The sequence below is a fragment of the Reyranella sp. CPCC 100927 genome (genome assembly GCF_007859315.1).
Lineage (GTDB): Bacteria > Pseudomonadota > Alphaproteobacteria > Reyranellales > Reyranellaceae > Vineibacter.
On sequence record NZ_VOHA01000006.1, the window covers coordinates 327,015 to 349,520 of the forward strand.

A 22,506-nucleotide genomic window follows, 5' to 3' on the forward strand; every position below is an offset into this window, starting at 1 on the left:
GTTCGGCCGCAGTGCAGTCGTACCGACCGAGTCGCCAAGCTTGGCGATCGATGCCGGTAAGGGCACGATCATCAAGCTCAAATCGGCTGCGTCGACGGTCTTTGTCGCCAATCCCGATGTCGCTGACGTACAGGTCAAGACGGGCAACACCATCTACATCTTTGGTAAGAAACCCGGTGAGACGGTTTTGTATGCCGTCGATGAGCAGGATCGCGTGTTGCTTAACACGGTTGTGGTAGTTGGTCATCCCGTCGGCCGGGTAGTCAGTAATGTTGCCTCGATGCGCGGCGGCTCAGGCATTCAGGCGACGACGGTCGGTGGTGCCGTAGTGCTCCAGGGTCGGTCCGATAACCCGGCCGCTATCGAGCAGGCACGCCGCATGGCCATCGGCGTTACAGGCGATCCCACTAAGGTCATCAACAATGTCGCGCTCGACGGATCCAATCAGGTGCTGCTACGCGTGAAGATCGTGGAGGCCCAGCGCGAAACCCTGAAACGGCTCGGATTTAATTGGGAGGCCATCTTCAAACTGGGTGGGGGGCTCACGGCCGGATTGGCGAGCCCGGCGGATCTTGTGGCAAGTCCTTTCACGCGTATCGGTGATCCGGTAGGGGGGGCGATCGTAGGTCGTTATACCAAGGGTGGTACTGACATCTTCGGCCTTATAGACCTGCTGGCAACGGAGAACATGCTGACGGTGCTTGCGGAGCCCAATCTGACCGCCATGTCAGGCGAAACGGCGAGTTTCCTGGCCGGCGGCGAATTCCCGATTGTGGTACCGCAACAAAACGGTTTGGCGACAATACTGTTCAAGCAGTTTGGCGTCAGCCTTGCTTTCACGCCAACCATTCACGGCAACGGGCGCATTACCCTGCGAGCAAAGCCCGAGGTTAGCCAGCTTACCACCAATGGCCAGATCACGTTCCAGGGATTTGTGATCCCTGCGCTCACAGTACGGCGTGTTGATACGACCGTTGAGTTGGCGAGCGGTCAGAGTTTCGCGATCGCTGGTCTGATCCAGAACAATTCCACTCAAAACGTCAGCAAGCTGCCCGGACTTGGTGAGATTCCGATTCTGGGCGCCTTGTTCCGGTCGGATGCCTTCCAGCGCAGCGAAACCGAACTGGTGGTGATCGTGACGCCCTATCTGGTGCGGGCGTCAAACGGTCGGCTCTCGACGCCCGTGGATGGATTTGTGCCTCCCACGGATGCCGACCGCTATCTCTTTGATCGCACTTACCGCCCGCAGAGTGCCGGGTCCGGGCGACAGGCGGTGCGCCCGGGAGCCACGGCTCGCACCGGCGGTTTCATGTTGGACTAGGCAGCAGCCACGGGGGTCGTGACATGCTTTCCGTTCGTGTCTTTGCCGTGATGGCGGCTGCGCTGGGTGTGTCGCTGGCCGCCTGCGAAAATCCGGAAACGGCTGTGCACTACGCCCCCAAGCAGGCCCGCGCCGATCGGGCCGCGGCCCTGCATGGTGTGTCCTTTTCGCCGCTTCGCGACGACCTCTCGGCCAGCGAGCGGCAGCGGCTTATGGCGTTTGTGCGGGAGCTTCCAACCGATCGCGCGACTGTTGTGCTATTTACAGCGTCCGATAGTCCATCGTTGCAAGCGCAGCGTGCGGCTGCGGTTCGCTCTCAACTCGAGGCCTGGGGCGTCCCCGTCGCGACCGTAGCGCGTGCGCAAGGCTTCGCGGTTGGTCCGGACACGGTTGTCGTTTCGGCTGAGAGCTACTCCGCACGGGCGCTGAATTGTCCCGACTTCAGCAAATCCGCTGGCTACGATCCGCTCAACCTGCCGCAGAGCAATCTCGGTTGTGCCACGGCCCGTAACTTGGCCGACATGGTTGCCGACCCACGCGATCTTGAGAGGGGGCGTTCACCAGGGCCTGCGAGCGGTCATCTGGGCGCGTCAGCTGTCGATCGCCTTTATAATGGCAAGGTGAAAGATCCAGCTGCAACGCAGTTGGGTATCGGTGCGAGCGGTGGCAGCAGCAGCGGTGGGGCGGGCAACTGACGTGTCATGAGCGCATTTCCAAGGACTTGAAGTCATGGCTGTACCGGCCGCGATCGAAACCGACAATATTAATACACCATTGAGCTTGCCGCCGCTGCCGGTGGGCGCGTTCGCGGTGTTCGTTAAGGACCCGGCAACACGCAGTCGCGTCGAGGCCGAGTTGCCGCTTGCTCTGACGGAGCGGGCGCCGATCCACGTCGTTGCCGGCGGCTTGGCAGCTGCGATGCATGTAACAGGATGGCCAGCGGGCTTGAGCGGTCTTATCCTGGACATTGACGATTCCTCATCTCCTGTCGCGGACATGGCGGCCTTGATCGGGTCTTTGTCTGGGGATTGCGTCGTCATCGCCATTGGCCAAGCCAACGACGTCGGCCTGTTCCGAGACCTGTCAGGCACGGGTGTCGCCGACTATCTCATTCGTCCGCTCACCGAAGGTCTTCTGCACAAAGCGCTTGAAAAAGCTCTGATTGCCAAGTCGCGAGAGATCGAATTGCGTAGCGCTAGAGCGGCTTTAAAGGCAGCCGCAGCTAGCGATCCTTCGGCTCGACGGTCTGGGACAGAGGTCGAGCCACTGGTCGTTGCGTGTTGCGGTACACGTGGTGGTGTGGGGGTGACCACGCTTGCCATTGCACTTGCGTCGATGCTCGGCCAGGCGCGCAATCGCGAAGCGCTAATCCTCGATCTCGATATGCACTGCGGATCGGTGATGCTAGCGCTCGATCTGGACGCAACGGAAGCCCTGCGCGAAGCGTTATCGGTACCCGCGCGCGTCGATAATCTTTTCGTCGACCAATCTGTTCAGCGGAAAAGCGACCTTCTCTATGCTTTGGGTGCCGAAGAGGCACTGCAGACGATTGCTCCTCCCGAGCTTGGCGCAATTCTCAGGATAGTGTCGGCTTACAAGGGACGATTTCGGCAGATCGTGCTCGATCTGCCTCGCGGTGATCCTTTGATTCAACGTCAAGCGCTCGAGGCAGCAACCGATTTCGTTCTGGTTTGTGATTTGACGCTTGCGGGCACGCGGGATGCTATGCGGCTGCTTAATTTCGCTGCCGATGCAGCACCGCACCTTCGTATCCACCTGGTTGCCAGCGGTGCGACGGATCCACGAAGGGCGTCAATCAAGCTGGCTGATCTCGAGCGTAGCGTGAAGCACAAAGCAGTCTGCCAGATTGCCTTTGATGACAAAAGCGTTGCAGCGGCGATCAATGCCGGTAAGCCGCTCAATGAAGCGATGCCCCGCAGCGCTATGGTCAAATCGCTGCGTCCGCTTGTGGAAGTGATACGGGCCACTGTCGACCATGGTGATCCTGCGGTCGGACGTGGCAGACCTTTCTGGTCAAAGCTGCTGAGATCCAAGAGCAGGATCCCCACATCGACAGCCGGGGTGGGGGCCTGAGCCGACTATGTTCCGTCGCAGCGGACGCCAAGAGATCGCAGCGGTATCTCGCGACGACGGTACCACGGGCAATCTTCTTGCAGAGCGCGTAGTGCGCCGAGCTCGTCTCGACGAAACAGACGCTGACGATCGTGCTGCCCGCCTGGGGCAGCTGACGGTGACGCTGGATGTGCCCCTGACGAACCGGCTGGAGACAGAACGTGTATCCGGCCGCACGCCAGGTGAAATTGCCCGTATCGCCGGTGAAACGATCCAAGCGCATTTTCGCGCCGGAGGCATTGCGCTGAGCGTGCTGGAGCTGCGCGACTTCGTCAATCGCGTGCTGTTACAATGGTCCCCGACGACTGAACCGGACGCCGAAAATGGAAAAGCGGCTACGCTATCGACGGCGTATCAGACGCCACAGCCAACTCGAATTGCACCTCCAGTGTTGGTCGCTCAGCATAAGCCCAAGCTGGAACCACGGCCGGCGGCAGGTGTAGCAACGCTGATTGCCCCGGCGTCGGCAGTGGAAACAGCCCGCGAAGTTCGGCCCGACGATGCGGCCAGCAGGATGATCCGAAGCCGGCTGGAGCAGGCGCGCAAGACCGTGCAGGCGATGTTGCTCAAGCGCATGGACGTCGCTGCGGCAGCCGAATTGCCTCGGGATGAACTGCAACATCAGCTCGACGATCTCGTGCGGGAGATCTTGATCGAGTCAAAAATTCAACTCAATCGCGCCGAGCAGAACGAACTGCTTGCCATGCTGCTCGACGAGATGCTCGGTCTGGGACCGGTCGAGCCTTTGCTGCGCGATGAGACCGTGACTGACATCCTGGTCAACGGACCTAAGCAGGTCTACATTGAGCGACGCGGTAAGTTGGAACTAACCGACGTTACTTTCGACGACAACGCACACGTGTTCAATATCTGCAATCGCATTGTCAGCCGGATCGGCCGTCGTGTCGACGAATCCAGCCCGATTGCCGATGCGCGATTGGCAGATGGCAGCCGCGTCAACATCATCATTCCGCCACTGGCGCTAGATGGGCCCAGCATCTCAATCCGCAAATTTGGCAAGAAGGCGATTGGGTTCGATCAGATGGCGACGCAAGGCAACATGTCGCCGCAGATGGCAACCGTGCTGCGCATTGCGTCGCGTTGCCGGCTCAATATCTTGATCTCGGGCGGTACGGGTTCGGGCAAGACGACGCTACTCAACGCGCTCTCCGGGATGATCGCTCTGGATGAGCGTGTCGTTACCATAGAGGACGCGGCCGAACTGCGGCTGCAGCAGCCGCACGTGGTGCGCCTCGAGACGCGTCCTCCAAATCTTGAGGGCAATGGTGAGATCACAATGCGTGATCTGGTGAAGAACGCGCTGCGCATGCGGCCCGAGCGTATCATTCTGGGTGAGGTCCGCGGCCCCGAGGCGGTTGATCTGTTGCAGGCGATGAACACTGGACACGATGGTTCGATGGGCACGTTGCACGCGAACCGGCCGCGCGAAGCACTGATTCGCCTGGAAAACATGCTGGCGATGGCCAACCTGAACATTCCGAACAAGGCGATGCGAACGCAGATTGCTGGCTCGCTCAACTTGATCGTGCAAATTCAGCGCATGCGCGATGGCATGCGGCGGATCACGCATATCACCGAGATCACCGGTATGGAAGGCGATGTCATCACGACTCAGGACCTGTTCACGTTTGAATTCAAGGGCGAGGGGGCCGATGGCCGATTGACCGGCTTGTTCAAGAGTACCGGGCTGCGACCCAACTTTCTTCCCAAGGCGGCCTATTTCGGCCTCGAGAAAGCGCTGATGGAGGCGATGGGGTGACTGCGCTGGAAGAATTCTTCGGGACGACTGACCCCACTGTTCTCATGGCGATGGTGACGCTTGCCTTCGGTCTTTTTTGTGCCATCTACTTTGGCCTGTTTGCGGGCCGGGAAGAGCGACGTGCGCGCGACCGTTTGGATCTAATGAACCGCCGCATGCGCGGCATGGATTCACGGCAGGCCGAACAGGCACGCATGCGCCTCAAGAAAGTCGAAGTCGATAGCCACCATCCGGTGCTCGACCAACTTCTCAAGCGCTTTCTGCCCAATCGCGACGAACTCCGCGCTCGGCTTGAACGGACCGGCCGCAGGTGGACCGTTGGTGACTATGTTCTCGTCTGCTTGGTCATCAGCGGTTCTTGCGCCGCGATGTTCTATTTTCTTGGCGTGGATTTGCCTATGGCCCTGATCGGAGGGTTGGTGCTCGGGGCAAGCGTACCCCACGCCTTTGTAGGCTTTGTCGGGCGGCGACGGATTGATCGGTTCAATTCGATGTTTCCCGATGCCCTCGACCTGATCGTTCGGGCGCTGCGCTCGGGCATTCCAATACAAGAGGCAGTTGCCACCGTTGGGCGCGAGATGCAGGAGCCGATTGGCCCATTATTCGCTCGGGTAACCAACGAGGTGAGGCTCGGCGGTTCGATCGAGGACGCATTCTGGAATGCGGCGAACACGATTCGCGCTCCGGAATTTAACTTTCTGATCATCAGCATGTCGATCCAGCGCGAGACCGGTGGTAATCTTGGCGAGACGCTTGCCAACCTGAGTAAACTGCTGCGCGACAGGCGTCAAATGAAGCTCAAGATCAGAGCTTTTAGTTCGGAGGCTCGTGCCGGTGCAGCTATTGTCGGCGCCCTGCCCTTCGTCGTGTGTGGTGCGATCTTTGTGCTCTCACCCGACTACATCATGCCTCTGTTCACCGATCCGCGTGGTGTAATGATGCTCATCATCGGGGTGTGCATGATGGCGACGGGGCTTTTTATCATGAAGCGCATGGCGACTTTCGAAATCTAGTGTAACGGGCACCGCCATGATGGATCATATATTTATCCTCGGCCTAACCGGTTCGGACATTCTCTCGCTCGTTGGAGGGGCGGCGGCACTGATCGTTACTGTCATTGTGTGGAGCGCCTTGCTGCCCGCCGAAAGCTATGCCGGTCGTCTGCGCGCGCTTGAGGAGCGGCGTACTACGCTGAAGCACGAACTGTTGCGGCGGGACCGTCGTTCGCGTCGGATTGTTGCGACGGGAGTGCTGCGTGATCTGCTGACCAGGTTCGATGCCTTGAAGGGAGAAACGTCAGCGAAGGCGCAGCGGCAGTTGATGATGGCGGGTTTTCGCGGCAAGGACGCCATCGTCATCTTTCTGTTCCTGAAGATGTGCTTGCCGATGGCGTTCGGTTTGGTGGCCTCTTTCCTAATCTACGTTTTGAAGGTTTGGGAATTGTCCGATTTGATGAAACCGACCTCTGCCATTGGCAGTGTGCTTCTAGGGTGGGCGGCTCCGGACCTTTTCTTGAAAAACATGGCTCAGCGTCGCCGAGTGGTGATAGCGCGGGCACTACCAGAAGGGTTGGACTTGCTGACGATATGTGTCGAGGCTGGGTTGGGCCTGGATGCGGCGCTCACGCGCGTGGCCAAGGAACTGCGGAACCTATGTGCTGAGCTCTCCTTCGAGTTGCAGCTCACCGCCATCGAGCTGACATTTCTGCCTGATCGACAAGCGGCGCTCGAAAACTTGGCAACGCGCAACGATGTTCCTGGTATTCGGGGGCTGGTCAATGCCTTTCGTCAGACGGAGAAATTTGGCACACCACTTGCCCAGTCGCTGAAGGTACTGGCTGCTGAATTCCGCAGCGAGCGGATGATGAAGGCCGAGGAGAAGGGCGCGCGTCTGCCGGCGCTGCTGACGGTTCCGCTGATGGTTTTCATCCTGCCAACTCTTTTTATTGTTATCCTCGGACCTTCGATTATCAGTGTCATTGACACGATGAAGTAGGGTGTTGGAACAAAATCTTGTCGTTTCGCTTTGACTTCAAATATTACCTAATGTATGTCAGAAAATAGTGCGATCTTTACGGTAGAAAATGGTCGCACAAATAAAAAAGCGTAAGCGTACCGGGCTAATTCCTCCACCCGGATGTATTTCAACTAGTCATAATCAGGCGTTGCTGTCCGATCATCGTTGGTTTCAGGCGTCAAGCTATCCGGAAGCCCGTAGGGCAACCGTAATCGTGGATTGAGGCGGCCCGTCCGATCGGGCTGGCGTCGAGACGCGTGTCGAAACCGGAAGCTGTGTCGTCCCAGCCTCGTCGAACAGTCTCGCCGTATTGTGGGGCTGTCATGGTGCTTTGGGCTGTCACCAAACTGCGGTCGACAATCCGCGGACTGAGGCACGCGCGAGAAGGCACGACTCTGATCATTGTCGCGGTTGCGGCGCCGGTCGTCATCGGTGGCGTCGCTTTGGCCGTGGACACCGGCATCTGGTACATGGAAAAGCGCAAGACGCAGCAGATGGCCGATGCCGCCACCATCGGCGCCGTTCGCATTATCAAGGACGGTGGGTCGGTAGCGACGGCGCGGCAGGTTGCGCTCAACGACGCCAAGCGCAACGGCTACGCGGAAGCGACCGGCAATTCTTTCGTTCTCAATTCTCCGGTGCTGAGCGGGCCGTATGCCGGCCAGGCGAATACTGTCGAAGTCATCATTTCACGGAAGTTGCCTCGGTTTTTCCATCCGGCCGCTGCGACCGTCGGCGCGCGCTCCGTGGCCTACAAGCCCGTCGTGCTGGGCAAGAATCTCGAAGTCGCGCTGATGCTCGACGTCAGCGGCTCGATGAACGGCGATACCGAGGTTCCCAATGTCACCAAGCTGAAGGCCATGCAGGACGCGGCCAAGGCATTGGTGGACACTGTGGTGCAGAACCAACAGACACCATATACGTCGCGCGTTGCGTTGGTGCCCTATTCATCTGCTGTGAACGTGGGCAGCGATTCAGTAGGGAACACCACCCTGTTCAAAGCAGTTACCAACAAGGACATTCCGACGACCACCAGTGGCTGGTGGCCTTGGACGACCACGATCCAGTGGACAAGTGTGGTGGAGCGAAGCGGTACGGCGCAGTACACGGATGATTTGCCGACAACGGGAAAATGGCTGGGCGACTTCTACAGTCATAGAAATTGGAATGTGAATACCAACCAGCCATCGTCGAGTTCGAGGATCCGGTCTCTGTCGACCGACAAGGAGTCGCTGAAGGCGACGATCGGCGGCTTGACTGCCGGTGGCTCTACGGCCGGCCATCTCGGGACAGCCTGGACGTGGTATTTGCTGTCACCGAAATGGTCGAGTGTGTGGACCGGTGGCAGCGCGCCGAACGCCTACAATCCGGCTAACACCAACAAGGCGGTGGTGTTGCTGTCGGATTTCGACATGAATACCTACTATGCCGGCAGCGACAGCTCCGCTGTGCAGACGAGAAAGCTCTGCACCGCGATGAAGAATGCCGGGATCGTGATCTTTACGGTCGGCTACAAGGTTCCCGCGAACAATTCGACGGCCAACGATCTTTGGAACAATTGCGCCTCTGATGCGAACAAGGTCTTCTCGGCCGATACAGTCAGCGAGCTCCTCGCGGCCTTCAAAGCCATCGCTCAGGCGACGCTCAATGGTGCGTTGAACGATGACATCAGCTTGGGTGAGTGAGTGGGCGGCGCAGTTGCTGTAAGGCCAGGGGGCGAAATGTCATCATTGCTTCGTTGGATGCGACGCCTAAGCGCCGATTGCCGCGGCGTCTCCGCCATCGAGACGGCGCTCGTGCTGCCGATGCTGGTGCTCCTTCTCTGCGGGGGACTCGAGTTCGGCCTCAATGTCTACAATCGCCAGCAGCTGCAGGGGGCCGTGCAGGCCGGCATGCAATACGCGCTGCGCAATCCGAACGACACCAGCGGTATCATGAGCGCCGTCAGCATGGCGTTGCCGAGTAATGCAGGGGTCGTTGTCAGCTCACCGACCTATGCCTGCGAATGCAACAACGGAACCCAGATCTCATGTGCGCCGCTCGGCACCTGTCAGTCCGGAACGCCGCGGCGGATCATGACGGTGTCAGTCTCGCGCCCGGCGACGGCGCTGCCCCTTCCAATCCTTGAGGGGCTGCGGCCGTCTGTTTTACAGGCCCGCGGCGCCGTTACCGTGCCGCCGATCTGAGGGCGCTGCGATGTCACATCTGCTGCAGCGCTTGACTCGGGATCGGTCTGGCACGGCCATGATCGAATTTGCCTTCGCCCTGCCCGTTATTCTCCTGATCGTGTTGGGCTGTCTCGAGTTTGGCCGGTACTACTGGATCCGCAACACGTTGGAACTCGCGGTCGAGGAGGCCGCTCGTTTCGCCACGCTCAACAAAAACGCGACGCAGGCCGATATCCAGACGAGGGTGCGTGACGTTCTTGATAGAACCGTGAGGATCCAGAGTTTCAACGAGTCCGATGTGACCGTCACGGTCGTCGCAACGGCCGGGAGCAACGTCACCTTCAAGACTATCACGGCGACGATGAGCACAAACGGCGGCAATCTCCGGTTCATGACCAACATTTTGCCGGTACAGATGCTGCGACTGGAAGCACGGACGCGTGCTGTGGTGCCCAACTGAATTCAGCTCTCCGGCCCCCAAACAATCCAACGGCGACCGATTTTCGATTGTTGACCCATCCCAATAGCTAGTATCACAGTGCCAAGCCTGAACAACGGGCGGTGGATCAGGGGTGGGGCGGTGCGTCCAGCAACAGGGCTCGGCATAGTGCGACAAGGGCGCCGGTGGCTGGCGGTGGCCATGCTTGTTGCGGCGGCGGGCTGCTCCGCTGGCGGTGAGAGCGGCGGTGGTCTCAACAACTACGACTCGCTGATGCGCCTGGGCGATCGGGCGCGCGAAAGCGGTGATCCGTCGAATGCCGTGCCGATCTATCAGCGCGCGCACGAGGTTAATCCGCAAGCGCCCGAGCCGCTGATTCGCATCGGCCAGGCCATGCTGCAGACCGGCAACACGGCGGAGGCGGCGGCCTCGTTCCAGGATGCGCTGAAGCTGCGGCCGGCCGACCCCGAGGCGCTGCGCGGCCTGGGGGCGGCGCTGATCGCCATGAACCAGCCGCAACTGGCGCTCGAGCAGTACGAGGCGGCGATCCGCGGCGAGCCCAACGATCCGCGCGCGCTCAACGGCGCCGGTGTCGCGCTCGACCTGCTGGATCGGGCCAGCGAGGCGCAGGCCCGCTACGATGCGGCGTTGAAGGCCGATCCCAACTACCTCGCGGCGCGCAACAACTTCGGGCTGTCGCTGGTGTCGACCGGGCGTTATCCCGAGGCGATCCAGCTTCTGCAGGGAGCTGCGCAGCAGCCCGACGCGACCAGCCGCACGCGCGGCAATCTCGCGCTGGCGTACGGCCTGCAAGGCGACGTGCCGCAGGCCACGCGCTGGTTGCGCGCCGATATGGATGAGCCCAGCGCCCAGCGTTACCTGGCCTATTTCGGTCAGCTGCGCGGCGCCACGCCCGAGGTCAGGTCGGCCTCGATCCGCGCCAACCCGGAATACTATCCGCGCCGCAACCGCTGACGGCGGTGCAGGGCAGCGCTATCCCTGTACCGAGTAGCCGCCGTCGACAGGGATCGCGGTGCCGGTCACGAAGTCCGAGGCGCGGCTGCACAGGAACACGGCGATACCGGCATGGTCATCGGGCGTGCCCCAGCGGCCGGCCGGTGTGCGCGCCAGCACCCGATCGTGCAGGCCGGCGACTTCCTTGCGGGCGCGGGTCGTGAGGTCGGTGTCGATCCAGCCCGGCAGCACGGCGTTCACCTGGATGTTGTCGGTGGCCCAGGCGGTGGCGCAGACCTTGGTGAACTGCACGATGCCGCCCTTGCTGGCGGCGTAGGCCGGCGTGAACGAGGCGCCGAAGATCGACATCATCGAGCCGATATTCACGATCTTGCCGCCGCCGGCAGCCTTCATGTGCGCATAGGCGGCGTGGCTGCACAGATAGGCGCTGGTGAGGTTGGTCTCGATCACCTGCGTCCATTCCGATAACGCAATCTCGTGCGGCGGCTTGCGCACGTTGATGCCGGCGTTGTTGACCAGGATGTCGAGATGCCCATGCCGCTCGACCGTTCGCGCCACGAGGGAGCGCACCGAGGCCTCGTTGCAGACGTCGACCTCGACCTGATCGGCGCTGGCGCCCAGCGCCTGCAGGTTCTGGACGGCGGCCGCCGACTTCGCGGCGTTGCGACCAGCCACCACGACCGTCGCGCCAGCCGAGGCCAGTCCGCGCGCCATGCCGAGACCGATACCGCCATTGCCGCCGGTGACGATGGCCACCTTGCCGCCAAGATCGAACATGGTCTTCATGCTGCCCCCAGAGTCGTCGGCACCCACGGTGCCATCGGAAGGGCGCCGGTGGAAAGGGCGGGGTTGATCTGTGCTGAGGGCAAAAAATTTGCCCGAGAGGGGAAGTGGTGCGGCGGTTGGGCCGCGATCTCAACTTCCGTATCCGGCGACGGGTGATGGCTGTCCTACATCACCGCTCGGCGGAACCCCTCGGGCTATAGTGTGATGTCCGCAAAATTTGCGAACCATCCTCCGCCGCCTATATGCCGTCATCAGCAGTGGCGGCGGCGTATCAATGCTGTGATAGAGCTGTGATAGGCTCGATCACCGGTCCAGCGGCAGGCTGACAATGACACGCAGGCCACCGGTGGCGACATTTTCGGCCCGGACCGAGCCGCCCATGGCTTCGGTGTTCCGCCGCACGAACCACAAACCCATGCCAAAATGGTGCATGCCAGGTGCGGAAAGCGCCTGGTGATGGCGGCCCGGCGGCGGGTCGGTGCGGCGGCTGAAGTTCTGCTCGAAGATCCGCTCCAGATCCTCGGCCGGCACGCCAGGCCCGCTGTCCTCGATCACGATGTCGGCGCTCGAGCCGGTGCGGCGGACCGCGAGCCGGATGCGCCCCTGATCGGGCGAGAAGCTGATGGCGTTTTCGATCAGGTTGCCCATGATCGCGTCGAACAGGCGCTCGGCGCCGCGCACATGCACGCCGGGCGTGATGTCGCGCTCCAGGGTGATACCGGCCAACTCGAGTTCGTCCTCGTAGTCGACCACCGAGTCGCTCACCACGTCCGACACGTTGATGCGCTGGCGCGTCGGGTCGAGCAGGTCGGCGATCATCCAGTCCATCCGCCGCCCGGCGGCGATGATGCGATCGATCTTGTCGAGCGAGCGGCTGATGCCGTCGAGCGCGTCGCGGCTGCGCGCATCGCTCTCGGGCACCGTCTGGCGCAACGGCACGACCAGCTGGCCGATGGTCGCCACCGGCGTCTTGAGCGCGTGGATGTTCTCCTCGGCAACATGGCGGATCAGCTCGGACGAGGAGCGCAAGCCGCCGATCAGGCGGTCGAACTCGCGCGCCACGCCGGCGAGTTCGGGCATGCGGTTGAGCGTCTCGAACGATTCGCTGCTGCGTCCGGCCCGCAAGTCATAGGCCAGGCGCTGGAAGCGGCGCAGATGCAGCCAGACGCTGAGGAACAGGCCGATGACCAGAACCGTCAGGCCGCCATAGACCAGCGCTGCCAGGCGCATTTCGCCCGACTGCCAGTACGGCCGCCCGATCGAGGTCTCGAGATAGGACAGTTCCGTCCAGCTCGTCAGCACCGACCAGCATCCGGCCGCGGTGCGCGTCGAGGCGATGGCAAACAGCAGCTCGTTGGAGCCGGTTTCGGTGCCGATGCGGGCTTCGATCGGCGAGCTGCCGTCGCAGGTCTTGGGGGCCTGGGTCAACAGGCCCAGCTGGTTCAGCTTCTGCCGCACGGGCTCGAAGGCAACCTGCGTCTCGTCGGGGGCGGCGGCCACCATGAACACGCTTTCGCCTTCGGGCTCGGCCGCGTGCAGCAGCAACCGGATGGTCAGGCCGTCATTGGCCATCGCCTTGATTGCCTCGGCGACCAGCCCGATCGAGCGCGGGTTGAACTCATCGATCAATGGTCGCAGGCCGTTCATGATCAGTGCCGCCTGCTGCTGGGCGGCCCGCAAGACGATGGTTTTCTTGTCTTCGTCGGCCTTGCGAAACTGGACGTAGAGAATGAGCGGCACGGCGCTGCAGGCGATCAGCAGGATCAGCAGGCTGGCGCTGATCGAGCGGCCCGGCGACAGGTAGCGCCCGAACAGGTCAGTGAGGCGGGCCATTGCCGCTCCAGCGATAGCCGAAGCCCGGATAGTTCTCGATGCACTCGAACGTGTCGTCCAGGTCCCGGAACTTCTGGCGGATACGCTTGACGAAGGAGCGGACATTGGCTCGGTATCCTTCGCTGCCGAAGCCGGCGGCGAAGCCGGGGCCGCGCACGGCGTTGTAGAGATCGCGATAGCGGACATCCTGGCCGGCATTGCGCGCCAGGTGCTCGACGACGGCAAACTCGGCGACCGTGAGGTCGACCTGGCGGCCTTTCCATACGGCGCGGCACGAGATCGGATTGAGCTCCAGGTGACCGATGGTCACCGGCTCGCCCTCGGCCTCGCTGCCGGTCGCGGCGCCGGTACCGTCGCGGCTGCGCGCCAGGATCATCTCGATCCGCTTCTGGATGATGGTGAACGTGCGCGACTTGTCGATGAAGTCGACGGCACCATCGGCCAGCGCCGTCTCCTCGTAGAAGGGTTCGCCCAGGACGGTGAGGAAGACCACCGGCACGTCGATCTCCGACTGCCGCATCTTGCGCAGCAGCTCGATGCCGCTCATCACCGGCATCTTCCAGTCGAGCAGGGCCAAGGTTGCCGAACGGTCGACCTTCAGGTGCTCCAGCGCAACCCGGCTGTCGCCGAAGGCGAGCACATCAAGACCGGCATCCTTCAGGTTGTTGCGCAGCGCTTCGCGGAACATGTCGTCGTCATCGACGAGAATGACCCGCAGAGGGCCGCCTTCCTTCGGTTGGTTAGCCGCTCTTACCATTGTGTCCCAGCCGATCCAGACAGCCGCGCTCACCCATGGTTTCGCGCCCGCTGCCGCCGAACTGATAGGTGAGAACCTTCTGCGCGCCGGTCCGCATGTCGGTGAACAGGAACAGATCCAGCGTGCAGGCCTGGTCCTGGTAGGTCCAGATGTTGGCCGACGACGTCTTGCGGATGTTGGCCGGCCGGCCGAACCGGCGTGTGACGTCCTCTTCGCTGAGGCCCGTCAGCGACGGTACCTGCTGCGGCGTCGGCGCGGTCGCCTCCTGGGATTCGGGCACTTTCACCGTGCCGTTGGTGGTGGGCTTGGTGGGGCTGGTCGGTCCTTCGCTGGCTGAAAACGATATCTCCGTGGCGGCCGCCTGGGCTGTCGGCGCCGGCTTGGGTGCTGGAGGTTTAGGCGCCGGTTTGGGCACGACCGCGACCGGCGGTGGCGGTGGCGGCGGTTCCGGGTGACTGCAGGCGGCTGCACCCAGCAGCAACGCCGCGACGAACAAGCCGCCGCAGACTCTCCGGGAGACGTTGTCTATCCTGGTCATGACCTGCCTCTGCAGCCTGCGTCACCGCTGGAATACGCCCCTCGCGTACCCACAACGGTCTCCACCGGCGTCGGCACTAAAATTGCACTCAAATGAAAATATCTTTATGAACAGCGGGGTCAAGATATCAGATCAAACCGCTGGAAACGAACCGTTTTTTGATCCAAAAGACGGTGAGCGACCGCGCAGAAACAACCATTTGTCATGGCCGGTTTCATGCAGCGGTGCGAAGCAGATCTGCCGCTTTCTCGCCAATCATGATGCAGGCGGCATTGGTGTTGCCCGACGGCATGGTCGGCATGATCGATGCGTCGGCGATCCGCAGCCCGTCGATGCCGTACACCTTCAACTGATCGTTCACGACGGCGTTCGGGCCCGGCGCCATGCGACAGGTGCCGATCGGATGGTAGGCCGTCTCGGAATGGTGGCGGATCCAGTCGAGGATCTGGTCGTCGGTGGCGACGCTCGTACCCGGTGAATGCTCCTCGCCGCGGAACGCATCCATGGGTGCGGCCGCCACGATGCGGCGCATCATGTGAAACCCATCGACCATGGCGCGCTGGTCGATGGGGTCGGCCAGGAAGTTGAAGCGGATCGCGGGATCGGCGTGCGGGTTGGCCGATCTGATGTGGATCGAGCCCAGGCTTTCCGGTCGCAGCTGGTAACAGGCTACAGTCATACCGGGAAAGGGCTGCAGCTTGCGGCGCTTGGGATCCTTGATGGCGTAGGGCACCAGGTGCATCTGCACGTCGGGCGTCTCCAGCTCCGGCCGGGTCTTGAGGAAGGCCAGCAGCGGGGCCGAGGGCAGGCTGAAGAAACCGCCACCAGCGGTCAGATACTTCCACGCCTGTCCGACGAGCCCCAGGCCGCGCGCCATCTCGTTGTAGGAGACACCGGCGGCTTTCACGCGCCACTGGATGCGCGCGTTGATGTGGTCGCGAAAATTCTCGCCGACGGCCGGCAACGCGTGGCGCACGGCGATACCGTGCGGTTGCAGCACCTCGGGCCGTCCGATCCCCGAGAGCTCCAGGATCTGTGGCGTCTTGACGGCGCCGGCCGACAGGATCACCTCGCGACCAGCCCGGACCTCGGTGACCTTGCCTTGTTGCTCGTAGGCGACACCGGTGCAGCGTGTGCCGTCGAACAGCAGGCGCAACACGGGCGCCTGGGTCATGATCCGCAGGTTGCTGCGCCGCAGTGCCGGCGCCAGATAGCAATAGGCCGTGCTCATGCGCCGGCCGCGGCTGATCGTGGCCTGGGTCTTGACGATGCCTTCCTGGTCCTCGCCGTTGTAGTCCGGATTGCGCTTGTAGCCGGCGGCGACGGCAGCCGAGAACAGCGCGTCGTAGAGCGGGTTCTGGTCCGGTACTTCCGACACCCGCAGCGGGCCGCTGGCGCCGCGCATCTCGCCGCTGCCGTTCTCGTAGGTTTCCATGCGACGGAAGATCGGCAGCACGTCCTGCCAGCCCCAGCCGCGATTACCGAACTGCGCCCATGTGTTGTAGTCCAGCGGCTGGCCGCGCACGAAGACCAGGCCGTTGATGGCGCTGGAGCCGCCCAGCAGTTTGCCGCGCGGCACCGGGATCGCGCGGTTGGCCGTGCCCGGCTCGGGCTCCGAGAAGAAGCGCCAGTTGGCGGCCGGGTTGTCGATCAGCAAGCCGAAGCTCACGGGCACGCGCGACCAGACGTGACCGACCCTGCCGGCCTCCAGCAGCAACACGCGCGTGCGGCCATCCTCCGTCAGCCGCGCCGCCAGCGCCGCCCCGGCCGAACCGCCGCCCACGATGATGTAGTCGTACTGGATGTCGGTGTTCATGACGCGTCTGACTCCGCTGATGGTATGCGCCCCGGGAGCGCGGGCCCGCCCACGCTCCCGGGCATGTCGACTTTACTTCTTTGTCACCAACGGGCAGTCGCCCTTGTCCATCGGACGGAACGCCTGGTCGCCGGGGATGGTCGCGATCGGCTTATAGTAGTCGTAGGGTCCTTTCGACTCCGACGGCTTCTTGACCTCGAACAGGTACATGTCGTGCACCTTGCGGCCGTCGGCGCGGATCACGCTCTTGCCGAAGATCTCGTCGTCGGCCGGCGATGACTTCATCTTCGCCATGACCTTGTCGGCGTCATCGGTGCCGATGTCCTTGATCGTCTTCAGATAGAGCTTGGTCGCCGAATAATAGCCGGCCTGCAGGCTGGTCGGCATCTTGCCGCCCATCTTGGCCGCGAAGCGCTTGGCAAAGGCTCGGGTATCGTCGTTGCGGTCCCAATAGAATGCTTCCGTCAGCTGCAGTCCCTGGGCCCGCTCGAGGCCCAGGCTGTGGATGTCGCTGATGAAGACCACGAGGCCGGCCAGCTTCTGTCCGCCCTTGGCGATGCCGAACTCGGCCGCCTGCTTGATGGCGTTGATGGTGTCACCGCCGGCGTTGGCAAGTCCGATGATCTGGGCCTTGGACGCCTGCGCCTGCAGCAGGAAGGACGAGAAGTCAGCGGTGTTGATCGGATGGCGCACGCTGCCCAGCACGGTGCCGCCATTGGCCGTCACGACCGCTGAAACGTCGCGCTCCAGCGCGTGGCCGAAGGCGTAGTCGGCGGTAATGAAGTACCATGATTTGCCGCCCGCCTTCACGACCGCCGAGCCCGTCCCGTTGGCCTGCGATACGGTGTCGTAGACCCACTGGACCGTGTAGGCATTGCACAGCTTGCCGGTGATGTCCGACGACGCCGGGTCGATGGCGAGGAAGATCCGCTTCCGGTCGGCGCCAACCCGCGAGCCCGCGATCGATGATGCCGAGCCGCCGGCGCCGAGGATGACGTCGACTTTCTCGGAATCGTACCAGCGGCCGGCGATCGTGGCCGCCACGTCAGGCTTGTTCTGCACGTCGCCGGTGACAATCTCGATCTTCTTGCCGAGGACCGTGCCGCCGGCGTCATCGATCGCCATTTGCGTGGCGGCGACGGCGCCAGGGCCGTTGATGTCGGCGTAGAGGCTCGACAAGTCGGTCAACACGCCGACCTTCACCACATCGTCCGTAATTTGTGCCATCACCGGCGTTGCGGCTGTTGCCAGCAGCAGCGCCCCGACCGTCGCCATCTTGTTCATGCCGTCATTCCTCTCCGTGCGGGGGCCTCGTCTCGGGCCCATCCTGTTGCGCGCCGGAGCCTAGGCGACGGCGGGCAGCAACGCCAGCCGTCGCCTCGGTCGGAAAGACTATTTCTTTGCGACCAGCGGGCAGTCACCCTTGTCCAGCGGTCGGAAGGCCTGGTCGCCGGGGATGGTGCCCACCATCTTGTAGAAGTCCCACGGCCCCTTGGACTCGGCCGGGGTCTTGACCTCGAACAGATAGGTGTCGTGAACCTTGCGGCCATCGGGGCGAATGACGCTCTTGCCGAAGATGTCGTCGTCGGCCGGTGATGACTTTAACTTCGCCATGACCTTGTCGGCGTCGTCCGTGCCGAGTTCCTGAACCGTCTTCAGATAGAGCCTGGCGGCGGAGTAGTTGCCGGCCTGGACGCTGGTGGGCATCCGGCCGCCCATCTTGGCCGCGAAGCGCTTGGCGAATGCGCGGGTTCCGTCGGTGCGATCCCAGTAGAAGGCTTCGGTGAGCTGCAGTCCCTGGGCCAGCGACAACCCCACGCTGTTGACGTCGGTCACGAAGATCACCATGGCAGCCAGCTTCTGGCCGCCCTTGGTGATGCCGAACTCGGCCGCCTGCTTGATGGCGTTGATGGTGTCGCCGCCGCCGTTGGCCAGCGCGACGATCTGTGCCTTCGACGCCTGTGCCTGCAGCAGGAACGATGAGAAATCGGACGTGTTGAGCGGGTGCTTCACGCTGCCGACCACCGTGCCGCCGTTGGCGGTCACGATGGCGGAGATGTCCCGTTCCAGCGCGTGGCCGAAGGCGTAGTCGGCCGTCAGGAAGAACCACGACTTGCCGCCCGCCTTGACGATGGCGGCGCCGATTCCGTTGGCGACGGAGGCCGTGTCGTATGTCCAGTGAACCGTGTAGGCATTGCAGTGTTTGCCGGTGACGTCGGAGGAGGCCGGGTCGGTGGCGAGGAAGACACGTTTTTTGTCGGCGGCAACGCGCGAGGCCGAGATCGACGACGCCGAGCCGCCGGCGCCCAGAATGACGTCGACCTTCTCGGTGTCGTACCACCGGCCGGCGGTCGTCGCCGCGACGTCCGCCTTGTTCAGCACATCGGCATGGATCAGTTCGACCTTTTTGCCGGCAACCTTGCCGGCAAAATCGTCGATCGCCAGCTGCGTGGCAGCCACCGAACCGGGACCAAGGATATCCGCATAGACGCTGGACATGTCGGTGAGGACGCCGAGCTTCACCGTGTCATCGGAGATCTGGGCGCTTGCGGGTGGCGGCATCAGTGCGCCCACCACCAGCGCACTCAAAGCCAACGTCCTATGCATTGTTCCCTCCTGTACTACGATAGAAAGCCATCTTGTCGTTGTGCGCAGCGTAGGAGAGGACCGGATACGCGACCAGTGTCACCAGCCGCAGCGCGAATTCCGGGGACGAAAAAGTATGGCGGGTGTGGGTTGACCGCACTGCGGACGTTGGCGACATTGATCTGTCGAGCAGCATCCGGAGAATGCGCGATGACAGTCGGTGTTGGTGGATCCACGACCGCGACGGAACTCGCCGCGTTGCGTTCCATGCGTGGTGATGCGCCGCCGATCGATGTCGGTGAACGCGCGCAGCGGATCGAACGGGCGCAGGCCTTGATGCGCGCGGCGGGTATCGATGCCCTCTGGCTCGATGTGTCGACTAGCCTGACGTACTTCACCGGCTTGCGCCTGCGCCGGTCTGAGCGGTTGCACGGGGCCGTGCTGCCGGCGCGCGGCGAACTCATCTATGTCTGTCCCGCCTTCGAGGAGGCCAAGCTGCGCACGATGCTGACCTTGGGCGACAAGGTCGTCGTGTGGGAAGAGCACGAGGATCCGACGGCCCTGGTCACCGATACGTTGCGCTCGCTGGGGCTCGCACGCGGTACCGTCGGCGTCGACGAAGCAACGCAGTTCGCTGCATTCGACGGGCTGCGCCGGGCCGGCAATTCCTACGACTTCGTCAACGCTGCCCGCATCACCGGCGCCTGTCGCGCAGCCAAATCCGAGCGGGAGCTGGCGCTGATGCAGACCGCCAAGAACATCACCCTGCAGGCGCACAAGGCGGTTGCGCGCGTCCTGCACGAGGGGATCACGACCACCGAGGTGCAGGCCTTCCTGGTCGCAGCCCATCGGGCACTCGGTGCCGAGGCTGACCCGTCGTTCAACATCGTGCTGTTCGGCGAGGCCACGGCCTATCCGCACGGCGTGCCCTATCCGCAGACCCTGAAGAGGGGCGACATGGTGCTGATCGATGTCGGCGCACCGATCGATGGCTACACGTCCGACATCACGCGCTCCTACGTGTTTGGCGATCCCAGTGCGCGCCAGCGGCAGGTCTGGAATCTGGAGAAGGCAGCCCAGGCGGCCGGTTTCGCCGCGGCGCGTCTGGGCGCACCGTGCGAAGCCGTCGACGCCGCCGCGCGTGCCGTCATCGAAGCCGGCGGGTTCGGTCCGGGTTACGCGACGCCCGGGCTGCCGCATCGGACCGGCCATGGCATCGGGCTCGATGTGCATGAAGGGCCTTACCTGGTGAAAGGCGACAAGACTCCGCTGGCGCCCGGCATGACGTTCTCCAACGAGCCGACGATCTGCATCTATGGCGAGTTCGGCGTGCGCCTGGAGGATCATTTCTACATGACCGAGCAGGGCCCGCGCTGGTTCACGCAGCCCGCCCACAGTGTCGATGACCCGTTCGGCTACGAGGCGTGATGGTGTGGAGAGGGCGCGTCAGCTGCGCCAGAACGGCCTGAGATAGGGGGCCCAGCCCGCCGGCAGCTGACGGATTGTCGCCAGGCTTCCGTCGACATCCGCCAGGACGGCAGCGACGGTATCGCACCAGGCGCCGGCTGCCGGATCGATCGCGTGGCTGTCAACCGAGGCCTCTCGCCACGTATCCCAGTCCGACACCTCCTGCTTGCCCAGCGACAGCAGGTCACGCACCAAGTCGACTCGCATGAACCAGGGGCCGGTCGCCGTGCCGTGGCCGTATGAAGCGGCGTCCGCGCCACCGGCGCGGCAGCGCTGCCATGCCTGACCGGCAAAGATGAACTGGTCCTCGGGGATGTCGATCGGCTCAAACCCGATCGACAGGTGGGCGCAATGGGCATCATCCAGCTGCGCGTCAGCCAATGCCCAGCGACCGTCCCGCCAATACTGGCAAACCCAGTGGTCTTCGTTGTGGTCGGCCTTGAAGTACCGGGCATAGCCGCAGCGCACCCGCGCCGGCACCGCTTTCTGTCGCAGAAAGGCGCACAGCATCAGGGCATAGTCGCGGCACGTGCCCACCGCCCGCGCTCGGGCCGGGCGCGCCTGGGAGAGCGGGGCGGCTTGGAGCGTCAGGATCGCATCCAGCCTCTGCGCGACCGGCAGCGTCTCGCGCGACATCGTCACGTCATCTGCCACGAGGCCGTACAGATGCAGCCAGCCGCTGTGGATGAGGAGTCCGCGCACGACATTGGCCAGCGCGCCGACGTTGTCGGGCAATGCGTTGATGGCATCGGCATGGCGGCCGGGAGCGGACATGGCGCCGTGCGTTCGATAGAAGGTCAGCGCCGGAAGAAGGTCCATCATGGCCTCGGTCTCATCACCACCCCTGGATAACAAGCTCCACGGCGATACACCAGATCACCAGGGGCGATCGGCGACTTTGATCTTTGCAGAGATGCCATTCCCGGCGCGCGTCGGCCTGGGCGAACGCTATCGTGCCGTGCCAGTATCAACCGACAATACTGGAGGGAGAATTTAGACAGATGACCGAACTCACCCCTGAACTGCGCGACGTTCTGGCGCGCGTGGGCACGTCGACCCTGACCGGCGTGCTGAACCGGCGCGGACTGCGCAGCATGACCCTGTATGACGTCTGGCCGATCCGACCTGACACGCCACGGATGGTCGGGCTGGCGTTCACCATGCGCTTCATCCCCTCGCGCGAGGACAAGGACGGCCCGACCTCGACCAACCGCAGCATGGTGCAGCCGCAGGCGATGGAGGAGTGCCCGCCGGGCCACGTGTTGATGGTCGATTCACGCGGTGACTCGCGTGCGGCATCTGCGGGTGATCTCTATGTCGGCCGGCTCAAGGCGCGCGGCTGTTCGGGCATCGTCACGGACGGCGGCCTGCGCGACACCGACGGCATCGCCAAGACCGGCCTGCCGGCCTATTGCCGCCGTCCGTCGTCACCGCCCAGCCCGATCATCCACCGGCCGATTGATCTCAACCTGCCCATCGCCTGCGGCGGCGTGGCGGTCTATCCCGGCGACGTCATCGTCGGCGACCGCGATGCCGTGGTGGTGATCCCGCCCGACATCGTCGTGGCCGTCGCCGAGGAGGCGTTGGCCAATTACGAGTACGAGGAATTCGCCGAAGCCGAAGTGGCCCGCGGCCGTTCGCTCAAGGGCCTGTTCCCGGTCGCCGGCGACGAGGCGAAGCGCGACTACGACGCGTGGAAGAAGGCGCGCGGCGGCAAGGCGTAGTCGCTGTTTCGTTAGCCCGTTCTTGAAGACGCTGGAAGCGCGCCACTCCGTGGCGCATCGGCGCGCAGCGCTGAAATCATGACGCGCCACAGAGTGGCGCGTCCCCAGCGACTGTTCCAAGGCATCGACTGATCCCGACATCCGTCTGCGCGCCTGTCGTCAGAGCG

The 22,506-nt window shown here is 63.1% G+C and carries 20 protein-coding genes; 12 read left to right on the top strand and 8 right to left on the bottom strand.

The annotated features are described in order from the left end of the window. Window positions 1–40: 40 nt before the first annotated feature. The 10 genes from FQU96_RS19205 to FQU96_RS19250 all read left to right on the top strand — a co-directional run bounded on the left by FQU96_RS19205 (window position 41) and on the right by FQU96_RS19250 (window position 10,832). Entirely contained in the window at window positions 41–1,321 is a 1,281-nt protein-coding gene (locus FQU96_RS19205) for a type II and III secretion system protein family protein (RefSeq protein WP_178130586.1), read from the top strand. 23 nt (window positions 1,322–1,344) lie between these two features. Beyond that, window positions 1,345–2,016, top strand: coding sequence for a CpaD family pilus assembly lipoprotein (locus FQU96_RS19210; RefSeq protein WP_146542932.1), 672 nt, complete (start codon window positions 1,345–1,347; stop codon window positions 2,014–2,016). A gap of 34 nt (window positions 2,017–2,050) precedes the next feature. Next, on the top strand, window positions 2,051–3,415 hold the full coding sequence (locus tag FQU96_RS19215) for a cellulose synthase operon protein YhjQ/BcsQ (protein WP_146542933.1): 1,365 nt from the start codon (window positions 2,051–2,053) through the stop codon (window positions 3,413–3,415). Between the two features lie 7 nt (window positions 3,416–3,422). Continuing rightward, a complete protein-coding gene (locus FQU96_RS19220) occupies window positions 3,423–5,234 on the top strand; it encodes a CpaF family protein (RefSeq protein WP_146542934.1) in 1,812 nt (603 codons plus the stop codon). Further along, window positions 5,231–6,247, top strand: a complete 1,017-nt coding sequence (locus FQU96_RS19225; protein ID WP_146542935.1) for a type II secretion system F family protein — start codon at window positions 5,231–5,233, stop codon at window positions 6,245–6,247. The genes FQU96_RS19220 and FQU96_RS19225 overlap by 4 nt, the downstream gene beginning before the upstream one ends. 16 nt (window positions 6,248–6,263) lie before the next feature. After that, entirely contained in the window at window positions 6,264–7,229 is a 966-nt protein-coding gene (locus FQU96_RS19230; protein WP_146542936.1) for a type II secretion system F family protein, read from the top strand. Window positions 7,230–7,573: 344 nt separating this feature from the next. Further along, on the top strand, window positions 7,574–8,935 hold the full coding sequence (locus FQU96_RS19235; protein WP_146542937.1) for a pilus assembly protein: 1,362 nt from the start codon (window positions 7,574–7,576) through the stop codon (window positions 8,933–8,935). Between the two features lie 36 nt (window positions 8,936–8,971). Then, window positions 8,972–9,436, top strand: coding sequence for a TadE/TadG family type IV pilus assembly protein (locus tag FQU96_RS19240; RefSeq protein ID WP_146542938.1), 465 nt, complete (start codon window positions 8,972–8,974; stop codon window positions 9,434–9,436). 10 nt (window positions 9,437–9,446) lie between these two features. Further along, window positions 9,447–9,878: a TadE/TadG family type IV pilus assembly protein gene (locus FQU96_RS19245; protein ID WP_146542939.1), complete on the top strand. Its 432-nt coding sequence runs from the start codon at window positions 9,447–9,449 to the stop codon at window positions 9,876–9,878. Between the two features lie 180 nt (window positions 9,879–10,058). Further along, complete coding sequence (locus tag FQU96_RS19250) at window positions 10,059–10,832, top strand: lipopolysaccharide assembly protein LapB (RefSeq protein ID WP_255468413.1); 774 nt, start codon at window positions 10,059–10,061, stop codon at window positions 10,830–10,832. Window positions 10,833–10,850: 18 nt separating this feature from the next. Here the strand turns inward: FQU96_RS19250 and FQU96_RS19255 are convergent, their stop codons facing one another. From FQU96_RS19255 to FQU96_RS19285, 7 genes are all read right to left on the bottom strand, one after another. After that, a complete protein-coding gene (locus tag FQU96_RS19255) occupies window positions 10,851–11,618 on the bottom strand; it encodes an SDR family NAD(P)-dependent oxidoreductase (RefSeq protein WP_146542941.1) in 768 nt (255 codons plus the stop codon). Between the two features lie 303 nt (window positions 11,619–11,921). After that, the gene (locus FQU96_RS19260) at window positions 11,922–13,451 is read right to left on the bottom strand and encodes a sensor histidine kinase KdpD (RefSeq protein WP_178130587.1); all 1,530 of its coding nucleotides are present in this window, start codon (window positions 13,449–13,451) and stop codon (window positions 11,922–11,924) included. Beyond that, window positions 13,435–14,208 (bottom strand): response regulator transcription factor, encoded by a 774-nt coding sequence (locus FQU96_RS19265; RefSeq protein WP_146542943.1) that lies wholly within the window; start codon window positions 14,206–14,208, stop codon window positions 13,435–13,437. Before FQU96_RS19265 ends, FQU96_RS19260 begins: the two co-directional genes overlap by 17 nt. Further along, window positions 14,192–14,746 (bottom strand): hypothetical protein, encoded by a 555-nt coding sequence (locus FQU96_RS19270; protein ID WP_146542944.1) that lies wholly within the window; start codon window positions 14,744–14,746, stop codon window positions 14,192–14,194. Before FQU96_RS19270 ends, FQU96_RS19265 begins: the two co-directional genes overlap by 17 nt. 214 nt (window positions 14,747–14,960) lie before the next feature. Then, complete coding sequence (locus tag FQU96_RS19275; protein WP_146542945.1) at window positions 14,961–16,562, bottom strand: GMC family oxidoreductase; 1,602 nt, start codon at window positions 16,560–16,562, stop codon at window positions 14,961–14,963. Between the two features lie 72 nt (window positions 16,563–16,634). Then, on the bottom strand, window positions 16,635–17,846 hold the full coding sequence (locus FQU96_RS19280; protein ID WP_146542946.1) for an ABC transporter substrate-binding protein: 1,212 nt from the start codon (window positions 17,844–17,846) through the stop codon (window positions 16,635–16,637). Window positions 17,847–17,954: 108 nt separating this feature from the next. Then, window positions 17,955–19,169, bottom strand: a complete 1,215-nt coding sequence (locus tag FQU96_RS19285) for an ABC transporter substrate-binding protein (RefSeq protein WP_146542947.1) — start codon at window positions 19,167–19,169, stop codon at window positions 17,955–17,957. A 189-nt stretch (window positions 19,170–19,358) separates the two neighbouring features. Here FQU96_RS19285 and FQU96_RS19290 point away from each other — a divergent pair, with 189 nt between their 5' ends. Next, the gene (locus FQU96_RS19290; RefSeq protein WP_146542948.1) at window positions 19,359–20,576 is read left to right on the top strand and encodes a Xaa-Pro peptidase family protein; all 1,218 of its coding nucleotides are present in this window, start codon (window positions 19,359–19,361) and stop codon (window positions 20,574–20,576) included. A gap of 18 nt (window positions 20,577–20,594) precedes the next feature. Here FQU96_RS19290 and FQU96_RS19295 read toward each other — a convergent pair whose 3' ends face one another. Beyond that, window positions 20,595–21,437, bottom strand: coding sequence for a transglutaminase domain-containing protein (locus tag FQU96_RS19295; protein WP_146542949.1), 843 nt, complete (start codon window positions 21,435–21,437; stop codon window positions 20,595–20,597). A 179-nt stretch (window positions 21,438–21,616) separates the two neighbouring features. Here FQU96_RS19295 and FQU96_RS19300 point away from each other — a divergent pair, with 179 nt between their 5' ends. Continuing rightward, entirely contained in the window at window positions 21,617–22,339 is a 723-nt protein-coding gene (locus tag FQU96_RS19300; RefSeq protein ID WP_146542950.1) for a ribonuclease activity regulator RraA, read from the top strand. Window positions 22,340–22,506 lie beyond the last annotated feature (167 nt).